The organism is Olleya sp. UBA1516 (assembly GCF_002323495.1).
Lineage (GTDB): Bacteria > Bacteroidota > Bacteroidia > Flavobacteriales > Flavobacteriaceae > Olleya.
In genome coordinates, this window is the sequence record NZ_DCQO01000017.1 from 180,680 (window position 1) to 194,391 (window position 13,712).

General features: G+C 33.4%; 13 protein-coding genes. 5 read left to right on the forward strand and 8 right to left on the reverse strand.

Annotation, left to right across the window (positions count from 1 at the left end; genetic code table 11):
* Nucleotides 1–8: 8 nt before the first annotated feature.
* From B2989_RS11160 to B2989_RS11185, 6 genes are all read right to left on the reverse strand, one after another.
* Nucleotides 9–2,096: a CRTAC1 family protein gene (locus B2989_RS11160; RefSeq protein WP_292948369.1), complete on the reverse strand. Its 2,088-nt coding sequence runs from the start codon at nucleotides 2,094–2,096 to the stop codon at nucleotides 9–11.
* A 15-nt stretch (nucleotides 2,097–2,111) separates the two neighbouring features.
* A complete protein-coding gene (locus tag B2989_RS11165; RefSeq protein WP_292948370.1) occupies nucleotides 2,112–3,203 on the reverse strand; it encodes a hypothetical protein in 1,092 nt (363 codons plus the stop codon).
* A gap of 80 nt (nucleotides 3,204–3,283) precedes the next feature.
* Nucleotides 3,284–4,273, reverse strand: coding sequence for an aspartate-semialdehyde dehydrogenase (locus B2989_RS11170; protein WP_292948372.1), 990 nt, complete (start codon nucleotides 4,271–4,273; stop codon nucleotides 3,284–3,286).
* A gap of 149 nt (nucleotides 4,274–4,422) precedes the next feature.
* On the reverse strand, nucleotides 4,423–4,824 hold the full coding sequence (gene mscL / locus B2989_RS11175) for a large conductance mechanosensitive channel protein MscL (RefSeq protein ID WP_145005258.1): 402 nt from the start codon (nucleotides 4,822–4,824) through the stop codon (nucleotides 4,423–4,425).
* A gap of 95 nt (nucleotides 4,825–4,919) precedes the next feature.
* Nucleotides 4,920–6,026 carry an alanine racemase gene (alr, locus tag B2989_RS11180; RefSeq protein ID WP_292948375.1) on the reverse strand — a complete coding sequence of 369 codons (1,107 nt, stop codon included), beginning with the start codon at nucleotides 6,024–6,026 and terminating at the stop codon, nucleotides 4,920–4,922.
* Nucleotides 6,019–6,666, reverse strand: coding sequence for a thymidine kinase (locus B2989_RS11185; RefSeq protein ID WP_292948377.1), 648 nt, complete (start codon nucleotides 6,664–6,666; stop codon nucleotides 6,019–6,021). Before B2989_RS11185 ends, alr begins: the two co-directional genes overlap by 8 nt.
* Nucleotides 6,667–6,786: 120 nt before the next feature.
* Here B2989_RS11185 and B2989_RS11190 point away from each other — a divergent pair, with 120 nt between their 5' ends.
* Nucleotides 6,787–7,518 (forward strand): hypothetical protein, encoded by a 732-nt coding sequence (locus B2989_RS11190; RefSeq protein ID WP_145005267.1) that lies wholly within the window; start codon nucleotides 6,787–6,789, stop codon nucleotides 7,516–7,518.
* Nucleotides 7,519–7,544: 26 nt separating this feature from the next.
* Nucleotides 7,545–7,928 (forward strand): DoxX family protein, encoded by a 384-nt coding sequence (locus tag B2989_RS11195; RefSeq protein ID WP_292948379.1) that lies wholly within the window; start codon nucleotides 7,545–7,547, stop codon nucleotides 7,926–7,928.
* Here B2989_RS11195 and B2989_RS11200 read toward each other — a convergent pair.
* The gene (locus B2989_RS11200; protein ID WP_292948381.1) at nucleotides 7,917–11,303 is read right to left on the reverse strand and encodes a gliding motility-associated C-terminal domain-containing protein; all 3,387 of its coding nucleotides are present in this window, start codon (nucleotides 11,301–11,303) and stop codon (nucleotides 7,917–7,919) included. The two genes, B2989_RS11195 and B2989_RS11200, sit on opposite strands and share 12 nt — an antisense overlap.
* Before the next feature lie 95 nt (nucleotides 11,304–11,398).
* On the opposite strand from B2989_RS11200, the gene rsmI reads away from it, so the two are divergent.
* Genes rsmI through B2989_RS11215 form a run of 3 tightly spaced genes read left to right on the forward strand, consistent with a single transcriptional unit; the run spans nucleotide 11,399 to nucleotide 13,022 of the window.
* Entirely contained in the window at nucleotides 11,399–12,073 is a 675-nt protein-coding gene (gene rsmI / locus B2989_RS11205; protein ID WP_292948383.1) for a 16S rRNA (cytidine(1402)-2'-O)-methyltransferase, read from the forward strand.
* A gap of 15 nt (nucleotides 12,074–12,088) precedes the next feature.
* Nucleotides 12,089–12,433: a HopJ type III effector protein gene (locus B2989_RS11210; protein WP_292948385.1), complete on the forward strand. Its 345-nt coding sequence runs from the start codon at nucleotides 12,089–12,091 to the stop codon at nucleotides 12,431–12,433.
* A 16-nt stretch (nucleotides 12,434–12,449) separates the two neighbouring features.
* On the forward strand, nucleotides 12,450–13,022 hold the full coding sequence (locus tag B2989_RS11215; RefSeq protein ID WP_292948386.1) for a uracil-DNA glycosylase family protein: 573 nt from the start codon (nucleotides 12,450–12,452) through the stop codon (nucleotides 13,020–13,022).
* A gap of 59 nt (nucleotides 13,023–13,081) precedes the next feature.
* Here B2989_RS11215 and B2989_RS11220 read toward each other — a convergent pair whose 3' ends face one another.
* Nucleotides 13,082–13,672, reverse strand: a complete 591-nt coding sequence (locus B2989_RS11220; protein WP_292948388.1) for a carboxymuconolactone decarboxylase family protein — start codon at nucleotides 13,670–13,672, stop codon at nucleotides 13,082–13,084.
* Between the last annotated feature and the right edge of the window lie 40 nt (nucleotides 13,673–13,712).

Below are 13,712 nucleotides of genomic sequence, written 5' to 3' on the forward strand. Positions count from 1 at the left end.
AGATTTTTTTAATGTTTTATAAATTTTTGAGCTTTTATACTTCCGTTACTATTTATTTGTAAAATGTAGTTACCTGATTGGATATTTGAAACATCAATAGTATTAGTTTTTAATTTACCTTTTAATACTTGTCTACCATTCATATCAAATACAAAATATGCTGAGTTATTTAAATGTTGATTTTCAATATTTAAATTTAAACTGTGAGTTGTTGGGTTAGGGTAAAGTATTAGATTAGACAATAAAAACTCATCAATACTTAATTGATTTTGACCTTCAATTATATTTAAAGTTTGATTAACTGTAGGATTTAAAATAACATCTACGATACCAGAAGGCCATTCTACGGTTAAGCTTGCAATCGTGGTTGCTGTACCTAACCCAAAATGAGTATTTAAGGTGTTCATGTATCTAAATCCGTCACCACTTCTAACATCTCTAATTTGACTGCCTAAGGTTGTTTCTATTGTTATTCTAGCTCCAATTCCATTTATATTACTAACGTTTCCAACGGTATTTAATGTTATCCAATTATTAATCGTGGTGTCATTCATGTAAATTGAACCATCACTGCTAAAAGCATCTATAAATCCATCTGTGTTTAAGTCTCCAAAAGATCCTGCTGTAGGTAATAGGCCTGTATAAAGATTAAAAGTCATGTCACCATTACCAATTAATATATTTCCATTTGAAGCTAAGTCTAAAATACCATCATTATCAAAATCGTAAGTTACGTTTTCAATACCTGTAGCAGTCATATCTAAGACTCCTGATCCAGCTGTAACATCTGTAAAGGTTACTATTCCAGTTGTTGTGTCTAAATCATTTCTCATTAATTTATGAGTTCCAGAACTAGCGCCAACAAACACATCCATATCACCATCGTTATCAAAATCTCCCCATGATGAAGACCATGTTTGCATTGGGTCTGATAATCCAATTTGATAGGCTACCTCTGTATAGTTGACTACTAATGTATTTGAAGCATCGTAATAAGAGTCGTTTCTATACATTTGGTTTTTTCTTCTAGCTTCTTCACCACCACATTTGGCGATAAACATATCACTATCTCCATCGTTATCATAATCAACGAAAATTGATCCATAATGTCCACCAGATGCGTAATCTCCTAAATTAAAAGGAGCAGTTCCTACGGTTGATTGATAGTATTGTAAATTACCATTACCATCGTTAATATAATACACAGTAGGCTCTACATCATGACAAACAAATGCATCTAAATGACCATCCATATTAAGGTCTGCAAAATTTGATCTTTGAGAAAAAACATATTCTGAGCCTGAAATTTCTGTAAATCCAGTTCCAGTATCGTTTGCTTTCATAAAGGTTACACCTTGTCCAGCTCCATATAATAAATCCGTATAACCATTCGCGTCATAATCTGCAGCAGCAAGACTCCAGTTTGGTGTAAAATCAGCAGAAGTGGTTGCAATATTGACAGTATTAAAACCACCTGTCGCTAATTGATAATTAATATTAATATTTGTAGCTGTAACAGCAACAACATCATCTAGAAAATCCCCATTCATATCAACAACAGCACGATTTGAACCGTTTGTAGATAGTGATTGTTGAGTAAATGTAACAGGAGCAGGAGGTGGTGGAATAACCACTGCACCTTCCGTTAATTCCCAATCAAACTCTGAGTCACTCCATTTATCATCAAAAGCAATGTAATATGTTGTACCAGCTATTACATTAAATGTCGCAACAGACAAGAAATTAGTTCCAGAATCATCATCTCCAGCAACACAAGTTAGGCTACCACAAGCTCCGGAATAGATATGTACACGTGTGTCTTTACCAGAATTTTGAGTTAAGTCTGTACTGATGGTTACAGAGTAGTCGTTAGTTGGTATATACCTGTACCATTCTCCATTTGTTGCTCCAGTTCCATTTGCTGCACAAATAGGAGAAGGTATTTCTGTACCATCAATAATTCCGTTAAGGGTAAATGTCCCAGGACCAACTATAGCTGTGTCTGTATTGGTATCCAAGCAGCTGTTGCTGTTGGTTTGTGCTTTAATTATAAATGTAACTAAGCAAATTAAAATAGTAAGTAGTGGTTTTTTCATGGTTAGACGGTTAGTTTATTGGCAGGTTTGTGTTAGTGAAGTAATCCATTGTTCTAAAAGAATAACACCTTCTTGGTGTATTAGTGTTCTACCTAATAAAGGCATTCTATATTCTTCTTGTGTATTATTTAATCTAAAGTGAATTAATGAGCGTGCTATGTTATTTGGTTCTACAATTTTAGAGTAAGGTGCTATTGGTGTATCTGGATCTACACAAACACCTAAACTAGTATCTCCTTGATAATCTCCAAATGCAAACCTTACAGGTCTGTAGTCACAATGTCTATCTTGACTGTGGCAGTGTGCACAATTAATATCTAAGTAACCTCTAATCCTGTCACTAAGTGTAGAGGTAACATCTTGCCAGTTAGAAACTGTATTGATAGTGTTAGGTAAGTTGTCTTTTAAATAACCAATTTCTATCCATTTTTGTAATTGATTTTTTACACCATCAGCGTAGGCTAAATCGTTATTTAGATTTTGTGGTTTTGGACCAATTGGAATGGAGTTAACTTCAGACTTGTGGCAAGTAAAGCATTCTGCAGCAGACGGAATTCTGTAAATGGTGTTTTTTGTTACTCCGTTTTCAATAAAACTAACATCTGTATAACTTCCGGTTAAATCAAAGTATGCTTCTGTTTGATCATCATTCCAGATATAATTTGCAAATTTCCAACCTTCAGAAGATTTATACATTAATCGTGTTTCAATAATCCTTGATAAATTACTAGGTAATGTATTTTGGTAATAAAAGTTTTTTATAAAAACAGTGCCATCAGGAAAATTTAAAATTGAATAATCATTAACATAAGTTGCCTTTTGGTTTTTAGGCATCCAAATAAATCTTTTTTTGCGCGCGTAATCTGTAAATAAGGAATTAATAGGTTGATATGGCAGGACGCCTACAACAGGAGTTAAGTCTTTAAGGTTGTCTTTAAAAAAATGGTATTCTGATAATGTATTAAAAGGTGTTGCTTCTGGATTAAAAATAACAGGAGAGGTCTCTGTACTTTCTTGGATTGGGATATACGTTTCTTCTGAGCTACAAGAAAATTGCAACAAAGTAAAAAAAGCAATAACTAATAAGCGCGTGTAGTTTTTGACCATATAAAAAATATATGGTCACTAATATATAAATTAATTGGCCTAAAAATGGTATTAACTTAATGAAATTTAGCTTGTTATATCTAAACTAAGTTGTGTTTTACTAAATATTCTGCAATCTGAACTGTGTTTGTAGCTGCTCCCTTACGCAGGTTGTCACTAACAATCCACATATTAATAGAGTTTGCCTGAGATAAGTCGCGTCTAATACGACCTACAAAAACGTCATCTTTACCATTGGCATATAAAGGCATTGGATAGGTGTTAGTGTCTAAATTATCTTGTACGACTACACCTTCAGTTTGACTTAAAATCGTTTTAACTTCATCAATATCAAAATCGTTTTCAAATGCAATATTAACTGACTCACTATGTCCTCCAGCAGTAGGTATTCTTACAGCAGTTGCTGTTACAGCAATAGTGTTATCGTTTAATATTTTCTGGGTTTCGTTAACCAACTTTAATTCTTCTTTGGTGTATCCATTGTCTTCAAATACGTCACAATGCGGAATTGCATTTTTAAAGATAGGATAGTGATATGCCATTTCTCCTGTAACGCCATTTAATTCGTTTTCTAATTGTTGCACAGCTTTTACTCCTGTACCAGAAATGGATTGGTAAGTTGAAACGACTATTCTTTTGATTTTATATTTTTTATGAAGAGGAGCCAAGCACATAACCATTTGTATGGTCGAGCAATTAGGATTGGCTATTATTTTGTCTTCTTTAGTAAGTTGATTTGCATTAATCTCCGGAACCACTAGTTTTTTGTCCTGATCCATTCTCCAAGCCGAAGAATTATCAATCACAGTTGTACCTACTTCTGCAAATTTTGGAGCCCATTCTAAAGATGTGCTTCCACCAGCCGAAAATAAAGCAATATCTGGTTTGGCATTTACCGCATCTTGTAAGCTTACAATTGTATAATCTTTACCGTTAAATGAAAGTGATTTACCTACTGATCTTTCTGAAGCTACAGGTATAAATTCTGATATAGGAAATTGTCTTTCTTCTAATACTTTACGCATAACTTCTCCAACCATTCCGGTTGCTCCAACTACAGCTACTCTCATTTTAAATACAAATTAAATTAAAGGCTAAAATTAGGGTATTTAACTAAAAAAATAATATAATTAGTATTAATTTTTTCGTAAAAATTTGAGCATAAAAAAACCGATTTTAAAACTAAAATCGGTTTTTTATGATAATACTAAAAATTAGATTACTTTTTTAAAGCATCTCTAATTTCCATTAATAATTCGTTATCAGATGGTCCTGCTGGTGCAGCTGGCTCAACTGGTTTTTTAGTTTTATTGTATGCTTTAACAATTAAGAACATGATAAATCCAACAATTATTAAGTTAATTATTGTATTAATCCAGCTACCATACATTATTGCGTTTTCTGGTTTTGTAACAACACCAGCTGCGTCTACTACTGCCTCATCAAGTACAAGTTTTTTTGCAGCAAAATCAATCCCTCCTGCAAAATGTCCTACAAATGGCATAGCAACGTTATTTACAAAGCCATTAATTACTTGGCCTAATGCTCCAGCCATAATTACAGCAACCGCAAATTCAATTACGTTTCCTGTCATGATAAAATTCTTAAATTCTTTAAGCATAATTTTAATTTTTAATGTTAGTTAATATTAATGATATTCGAATTTAGTTAAAATTTTAACATAATTGGTATTTATCAAATATATGTAAATGACATTTATCGACGAAATACACGTTTTACACGTTGAGAGATGGCAGTAATTAATTCGTAGGAAATAGATTGCACCTTTTCTGCTAAAGTTTCAGCAGTGTGTTGGTCATTAAAAACAATAACTTCGTCACCTTCATTACAGTTAATTGATGTAATATCTACCATAATCATATCCATGCAAACATTACCTAATATATATGCTTTTTGATTATTTATGGTTACAAATCCATTACTATTACCATATTGTCTTTTTATACCATCTGCGTGACCAATTGGTAACGTTGCAGTTTTTGTATCTGTTTGCGCTATAAAAGCTCTGTTATAACCTAAGCTTTCTCCTTTTTTTATATGATGAATTTGCGAGATGTTAGTTTTTAAAGCTGCTATTGGTTTTAGGTGTTTATTTACATTTGGATCGTTTCCAAAACCGTTTAATCCAATACCACTTCTAACCATATCAAAGTGTGCTTCTGGGTAGTTTATAATACCAGAGGTGTTACAAAGGTGTAAAAATGGCTTGTAGTCTAATTTGGCATAGACTTGTTTGTATATTGTTGTGAACAATTTTATTTGAGATTCAGTAAATACTTTATCGTCCAAGACTTCACTTTCTGCTAGATGAGAAAATAAACTGGTGATGTGTACCGCTTCGGTTTTAGATACTGTTTCAACTATTTTAGAAATATCTTCCAAGCCAAAACCTAATCTATTTAATCCAGTGTTAAATTTTAAATGTACAGGATAGTTGTGTTGCTTATGTGTTTCTGCGGAAGCGATAAAAAGGTCTAAAACTCTTTGTGAGTATAGGCTTGGTTCTAGGCAACGTGTAATAATGTCGTCAAAACTTACAGGTTGTGGATGTAATACTAGTATTGGTGTTGTAATTCCTGCATCCCGCAGTGCTACACCTTCATAGGTATAGGCTACAGCAAAATAGTCTACGTCTAATTGTTGCAGATATTTTGCAACTTCTACAGCGTCACTACCGTAGGCAAAGGCTTTTACAACCGCTAAAAATTTAGTGTTTCCGGAGAGTTTTGATTTTAAAAACTTAAAATTATGTTTTAGTGCTTTAAGGTCTATTTCTAAAACTGTTTCTTGAGCTTTATTCATTAGAGATTTTAGATTTAGTGTCAATCTCTTGGGCATCTTCTACCTTCATGTGTTTCACTTTTTCTCTAAGTGTTGCTTTATAATACGCAGCTCTGCTTAGTGGCTCATACTCTTCAGTTTCACCTAACAAAACAAGGTTGTCATTTGCAGATTTCCTGAAACTATATTGTGCTAGGTTTCCGGTTCTTGTACAAACAGCGTGTACTTTTGTAACATATTCTGCTGTTGCCATTAAATAAGGCATTGGTCCAAAAGGGTTACCTTTAAAGTCCATATCTAAACCTGCAACAATTACACGTATGCCTTTGTTAGCCAGGTCGTTACAAACACGAACGATTTCGTCATCAAAAAACTGAGCTTCGTCAATACCAACCACATCACAGCCATCTGCAAGAATTGGAATATTAGCTGCAGCAGGTACAGGAGTGGATCTAATCTCGTTAGCATCGTGCGATACTACCATTTCATCATCGTAACGAACATCAATAGCTGGTTTAAAGATTTCTACTTTTTGTTTAGCAAATTGAGCGCGTTTAAGTCTTCGGATTAACTCTTCAGTCTTTCCAGAAAACATTGATCCACAGATGACTTCAATCCATCCAAATTGTTCTTTTTGATTTACTGTATTTTCAAGAAACATTTTGTAAATTTAGCACTAAAACGTAAAGCATTTACGTTTTGTATAAAGGTGGGTCAAATTTATTAAAAATCAAAAGGCTAACTTGCAATTAATTCAAAAATTATAAAAAAAAATAAAACCATGAAGAAGAAATTAGAATCAGAATTAATGAGTATTGCACACAGGATTCTAAAACTAGTTGGTAAAGAAGACGTTAATAGGATGCATGCAGAAGTTGCTGTTTTGTATGAAAAGTTAACCGTTTTAAAATTTGCTAACGAAAACTTTGAAGATAGTTTACCGACTATTGGTAATGACTCTTCATTTTTTGATATGTTAGATTCTGCTTTTAATAACAAAGTAAGCGATAACATAGAGGTAGATGATAAAACCTATATCAATTTGGATGATGCAGATCAGGATGATATTATGGAGCCAGTCATGGAGAAAATAAAGGATATGGTAGCTCAAATGCCACAAGAAACTCACCAAGTGGATGACCTAATTGAAGCAGTTATACCAAAGCAAAACTATACTAAAAATGATTTTGAAGAGATAACAGCAGGCTTTGATGAGATTCCTGTTTTTGATCCTGTGTCAAAATCTGATATAAATGAAAAAAAGAGTTTAAATGATAAACTTAAATCTGGTTTAAACATTGGGTTAAACGATAAATTGGCATTTATTAAGCATTTATTTGATGGTGAACCTGACGATTATAATAGAGTGTTATCACAACTTAATACGACTACAACTTTAGACGAAGCGTTTAATTTAATTAATAATGTGGTTAAACCAGACTACAATAATTGGGTTGGTAAAGAAGACTACGAAGTTCGGTTTATGGAAATTATCGAAGCTAGATTTAAGTAGTTAGTAAACATTAATACTTAATTTAAATGAAACAAACGTCTATAAAGACTGTGTTGTATTGGATTGTTACAATTTTAGTTTGTGTGATTTTTTTATATTCAGCACAGATGTATTTTTTTAATATAGAGATGGTTGAAGGTTTTTTTAAAGCACTAAACTATCCAATCTACTTAGTAATCCCTTTAGCAATTGTTAAGGTGCTTGGTGTTATAATGATTTTATGGCGAAAAAGTAAATGGTTAACAGAATGGGCTTACGCTGGATTTTTCTTTGATGCTTTATTGGCAACAGTAGCGCATTATAATGCTGGACATGGACTTTTTGGCCTGTCTTTTTACACCATATTTATAGTGTTACTGTCTTACTATTTGGGATTGGCTGTCCGTGAAAAAAATAAATTAGTAGTTTAAATATATATAACCTACAAAAGGATTTTTTATAGTTGAAATATTTAAAACGTAATAATAAGTGCCAACTGGTAACACTTTATTTTGATTAAAAGGACCTTGATTTGGCATTCCCTTCCAATCATTAATATAGTTATTACTTTGGTATATTAATGTACCATATCGATTGTAAATTTTTAAATCATTATTGGGATAGTCTTCAATACATGGTATTACAAATGTATCATTTACCATATCACTACCAGGAGAAAACCCTTTAGGCATTTGTAAACAAGCATCAACAGTAACCACTGCCCAATCCTGATTATTTGTGTCATCTCTATCAATTTGTAAAACTTCAGTTAAAGTAGCAGTGTTGAGAAGATTATTGGAAGATATAACTTGAGCTGTTATTGTTAAACTCTCTGATTGATTTGGTAGTAAGTGGCTTATACTCCATAAAAACGAATTTACGTCATAATTTCCAAAGCTTGTGTTAGCAGTTATAAGCTGATAGCCAATTGGGAGTTTTTCAAAAATCATAATATTTGTAGCTTCGGTTGTTCCAATATTACTAGCGCTAATGGTAAAAGTAACCTCTTGACCAATAGAAGTTTGTGTTGGAGTTACAGATTTTAATACTTCAATATCAACATTAGTTGTATCCTCTAAAACAGTTAATGTTGCATTTGCTTGAGAGCTATCAATATTATTTTGATTGCTAAAATTGCTACTGTTATTATTGTATATACCTTCCATTGTAGAGGTGACCAAAACCGAAAAACTACAACTTCCCACACCTTCTGGAATAATTAAGTCAGATACGCCAACAAATGTTCCGCCTAATGAGCTAGTAAATGTTGCAGTACATCCATTACTATCTGTCCAAGATATTGGACCTGCTATAGTTAATCCAAGAGGCAAATTGTCTGTAAAGGTTATATTTGATTGCGCTACGTTACCAGAAACATTAAATACTGTAAACTCTAATATACTTTGTTGACCTACAATTATTTGGTCTGGAGTAAAGGTTTTTAAAACCGTTGGAGCAATAACTTGCATATTGCTAATAGACAGGTTGGTGTCTGGAGTTAGCTCATTATTTTCGTTAATGTTGGCTATGGCTTGTGCAGTATTTGTAAATGCACCACCATAGCTTGGAGCTGTTACCGGAATTGCTATTTGTATTGTAGAGCCTCCTTCCATATTTGTAATATTACCAGAAATAGTATTACCAGAAATATTAAATGCGGACATGCAGGATGCTATGCCTGAAGTCACAATACAAGTTGGTGTTCCGTTTATTGTAAATTCTGGACCTAATATATCTTCAAAAGCAATATTTGTTGCGTTTGAACTTGTGTTACTATTTGTGATGTCTATTATCCAATTAAATGTACTGTTTACACCAACAGTTGTATACTCAGAATATGTTTGAACTAAGATGTCAATGCATGGAGCCATGTAAGTTAAAACAAGTTCTGAATTGTCGCTTATATTACTCTCGTTAGTGTAGTTAACACTACCTATTATTGCATTGTTTCTAACAGTGATAGGATTTATTGTACATTCTGGTTGCCAATCTATAACGACTTCATACGTTATTGAGCTTTGTGCAGGAAGTATTACATTTTCTTCAGGAGTAATTTCCCAAAAAACATCGTTTTCTCCTGCTTCAGGAAAACCATCTTGAAATATACCAATATTAGCATTGACTATGTCATAACAGTTTGCAGAGCCTGTTGTGTCAATACAAGTTACAGACACTAATGTGCCAGGTGAGCCATCATTGATAAAATCACTTAAATAAATTATAGAATCTACGCTACCATAATTAATCGCTACAACGTGATAAGTGATTTCACCCCAACTTACAGTATTTGAATTATTACTTCCTGCTGGTAATTCTGGGCTTATTTGATCTTTTAAAATACTGAGTTTTACAAATGTTTCAGGATCACATGACTCTAAAGGAGGTAATAATAAGAAATCACTATCAGCATTATTTGCGATATTTGGATCGATAATAGTACTTTCTAATAAATTCACACCACTTCTAACGTTTACCAAAGTATCATCTTCTGCTTGTGTCGAGCAGTCTGGTTCAATAAATACTACAACTGTAGTTACTGTTATTGTAGTGTTAGTAGGTAGGATAAATTCGCTACTTTCCCAAAACTGATCCTGATCAATCAAAGTAAAGTCTGAGCAGGTAACAGGACCTGTGGTAGTGTCACAATTTATGGATATAATCTCCCAATCTGTATTAAAGGTTAGATTTTGAAGAAAAAAACGCATATAAGCATCTTGTGGACCCATATTACAAATTGTTGTTACAAAAGTTACTTCTTCATTCCAATTAATTTGTGCTAAAGGATCTGGATTAGTTTGTATGGTATTTATGCATAAATCTGCCATGCCACATAGATTTCCTTGTGGTAATGGATTAGTTATTGTGTTGGAATTGTCTGAAGATTGATTAATATTAGTTGGGTAAAGTGTTAACTCAATTAAACTTGATACTTCTAAATTTGCTAATTGAGCAGCACATGTTGGTTCTAAAAAAAGAACTTCCATTTCAAAAGTTAAGGATCCTCCAGGCGTAAACTCGATAGGTGTTCCAAAAGAGAATAAAGGTTGCGACGATGTAATACTTGTCATCGCACCAGTATAACTTGAGGTATCAGGACATGACATACCTGAGGTTGTATTTATACAAGTTAAATTATTAAGCTGTATTATAGGCACTCCAATTAAAGGACCATTAGCGTTATTAAACGTACTCGTAAAATATTGTAAAGGAAAAGGTACTGTACTGCTATTAGTAATAGTAAACTGGTAAGTTATGGCCTGATTCCAATCCGTTATTGACGTTCCAGCTATTGGCGTGATTTGACTATAATCTACAGTAAAGTTTATTGGCAACTCAACGATATCAATAGATATAACAGACGTGTTATTGGATAAATTATTATCCGTTGTGCCTTCAGGTGAAAAAACTGTGGCGTTGGTAGCAACACCTCCAGGCGTTAAAGAAGCTTTAACAACAACCTTTAATTGTACACTGCTATTTGAGGGTAGGCTTGCTATTGTACCAGATATTGTGTTTCCGCTTAAAGTGATTGGTGTAATCACGCTAGCTCCACCAGTTTGATTTTGACTATTAGTACTTAAAACCGTTAAGGAGGGATTTAATGTTTGTGTAAAAGTTGCATTAGTAACATTGCCTCCCGAATTAAAAATGGTAACAATATATTGAAAATCTTGATAAATATTAACTTGCGAAATTGAACTGCCAGATAAGTTTTGTGCAGCAACAACTATTGATAAATCTGTAGTTTGAGCTTTGCTTATTAAAAATGAAAAACAAAATATAATTAAGCAAAACGATTTTTTCATAGCTGGTTGGTTTATTGATAGATGTCTAAATTACTAAAAGGTTGCTTCAACTCTCTCAAAAAGATTGTAAATTTGAATTAGAATTCAGTTAAAACATGAGTAAATTATACATAGTTCCAACACCAATTGGTAATCTTAAAGACATGACATTTAGGGCTGTAGAGGTTTTGAAAGCAGTCGATTTAATTTTAGCAGAGGACACGCGTACCTCAGGCAAGTTATTAAAACATTACGAGATCGGTACACAAATGCAAAGCCACCATATGCATAATGAGCATAAGACGGTGGATAATTTGGTGCAAAAATTAAAGACAGGAACAACCATTGCGTTAATTAGTGATGCTGGTACACCAGCCATTTCTGATCCAGGATTTTTACTAACTAGAGCATGTATAGAGCATAATATTGAGGTGGACTGTTTACCTGGAGCAACTGCTTTTGTGCCTGCGTTAGTAAATAGTGGTTTTCCTAATGATAAATTTATTTTTGAAGGCTTTTTGCCAGTAAAAAAAGGGCGTCAAACAAGATTGAAATTATTAGCCGAAGAGACTAGAACCATCATCTTTTACGAAAGTCCACATAAGTTAATCAAAACCTTAGGTCATTTTTGCGATTATTTTGGAGAAGACAGACCTGTGTCTGTGTCTAGAGAATTAACTAAATTATACGAAGAAACCATTCGCGGAACCGCAAAAGAGGTTTTAGAACATTACACCAATAAGCCACCTAAAGGCGAAATTGTAATTGTGGTAGGCGGAAAAAGTAAATAAAATTAAAACAGAACGATGACTATAACAGCGTTTAAATTAAAATTAAAAAACACACCAAATACTATCGCTTTCGCGGAAACTATGCAAGTAGTGGACACATCTTTTGATTTTACACCAACAGCTTTTATAAATGGGTTGTTGCAAAATGCCGAAGGAGAAAATTCGGGATCATGTAAAGTGTTTGCTTTTGCAAAAGCAGAAGCGTTATCTAAAACCGAAACTTTGGCATGCTTTGGACAATATTATTTTGATGAGGTTTTAAACGATCCCAATGGAACAGGTCATCAAAATATAAGAAACTTTATTAAAACAGGTTTTGAAGGCTTAAGTTTTAATCAAAATCCATTAACTAAAAAATAGAGTACTATAACAATTAGTGGATAAGCTTCTAGATAAAATATCGCAATGCACTATTTGTAAAGCCCATTTACCATTAGGTCCACATCCCGTTGTTACAGCTAGTAAGGACTCTAAAATTATAATTATTGGTCAAGCACCAGGTACTAAAGTCCATAACTCAGGAGTCCCTTGGGATGATCAAAGTGGTAAAAAGTTAAGAGAATGGCTAAATGTAAGTGACTCGGATTTTTATGACACTAAAAATTTTGCTATTCTGCCTATGGGGTTTTGTTATCCTGGCAAAGGTAAAACAGGAGATTTGCCACCAAGAAAAGAATGTGCTCCAGAGTGGCATGATGCACTACTTAAACAGATGCCAAAAGTAGAGTTGGTGATACTTATCGGTGCCTATGCGCAAAAGTATTATTTAAAAGATAAAGCAAAACGCACGTTAACAGAAACTGTTGGCGATTATAAAACCTACTTACCATATTATTTTCCTGTGCCACATCCATCTCCCACCAATCGTTTTTGGCGTAGTAAAAATCCTTGGTTTGAATTAACTATTGTACCAGAATTGCAGCAGGTTGTAAAGCAAATTTTAAAATAAAAAACCTCACTATTTCTAGTAAGGTTTTTTGTTATATAATAATTATAAATAAGCTTTAATTATACGTGTTTTCCAACTTCAAAACCATGCTTTCCTAAATATTGGTTTCCGCTATCAATAGCATCTTCTTCTAAAGTTGTTCCCATACTATCATTCCATCTGTTTAGGTATCCAAACAAAGAAATTACACCAAGCATTTCTACAATTTCCCCTTCGTCCCAATGTTCGTGTAAACGTGTTTTAATGTCGCCATCAACAGCATTTGGTACTTGACTGGCAGCTAAACTAAAGTCTAAAGCAGCGCGTTCTGCGTCGCTAAAAGCAGCATGTGTACGGTATTCCCAAATGTTATCTAATTGTTCTTGTTCTGCTCCGTAACGCTCTGCAGCTCTAATGGCATGCGCTTGACAATATCTGCAACCTGTAGCATTACTGCTTACCCATGCAATCATTCGTTTTAAAGCGGAAGTTACACGACCTTCATTAGCCATTACTGCTTTGTTTAAATTGATAAAGGCTTTACTAATAGCAGGTCTACGTTGCATGGTTAAAACCGAATTTGGACAAAATCCAAGGGTCTCGTTAAAGAATGTTGCCAGTTCTTTAGTTTCTAAATCGTGATCTGCTGTTAAAGGTGTTATTAAAGGCATTGTTTTTTATTTTTAAGTAGTATTTTTGATTGATATCAAT

Excerpts from the sequence above, each read along its gene's own strand:
- B2989_RS11185 (WP_292948377.1), bottom strand. The coding sequence starts at position 6,666 with ATGTTTCTTGAAAATACAGTAAATCAAAAAGAACAATTTGGATGGATT.
- alr (WP_292948375.1), bottom strand. The coding sequence starts at position 6,026 with ATGAATAAAGCTCAAGAAACAGTTTTAGAAATAGACCTTAAAGCACTA.
- B2989_RS11190 (WP_145005267.1), top strand. The coding sequence starts at position 6,787 with ATGAAGAAGAAATTAGAATCAGAATTAATGAGTATTGCACACAGGATT.
- B2989_RS11195 (WP_292948379.1), top strand. The coding sequence starts at position 7,545 with ATGAAACAAACGTCTATAAAGACTGTGTTGTATTGGATTGTTACAATT.
- B2989_RS11200 (WP_292948381.1), bottom strand. The coding sequence starts at position 11,303 with ATGAAAAAATCGTTTTGCTTAATTATATTTTGTTTTTCATTTTTAATA.
- B2989_RS11210 (WP_292948385.1), top strand. The coding sequence starts at position 12,089 with ATGACTATAACAGCGTTTAAATTAAAATTAAAAAACACACCAAATACT.
- rsmI (WP_292948383.1), top strand. The coding sequence starts at position 11,399 with ATGAGTAAATTATACATAGTTCCAACACCAATTGGTAATCTTAAAGAC.
- B2989_RS11160 (WP_292948369.1), bottom strand. The coding sequence starts at position 2,096 with ATGAAAAAACCACTACTTACTATTTTAATTTGCTTAGTTACATTTATA.
- mscL (WP_145005258.1), bottom strand. The coding sequence starts at position 4,824 with ATGCTTAAAGAATTTAAGAATTTTATCATGACAGGAAACGTAATTGAA.
- B2989_RS11165 (WP_292948370.1), bottom strand. The coding sequence starts at position 3,203 with ATGGTCAAAAACTACACGCGCTTATTAGTTATTGCTTTTTTTACTTTG.
- B2989_RS11170 (WP_292948372.1), bottom strand. The coding sequence starts at position 4,273 with ATGAGAGTAGCTGTAGTTGGAGCAACCGGAATGGTTGGAGAAGTTATG.
- B2989_RS11220 (WP_292948388.1), bottom strand. The coding sequence starts at position 13,672 with ATGCCTTTAATAACACCTTTAACAGCAGATCACGATTTAGAAACTAAA.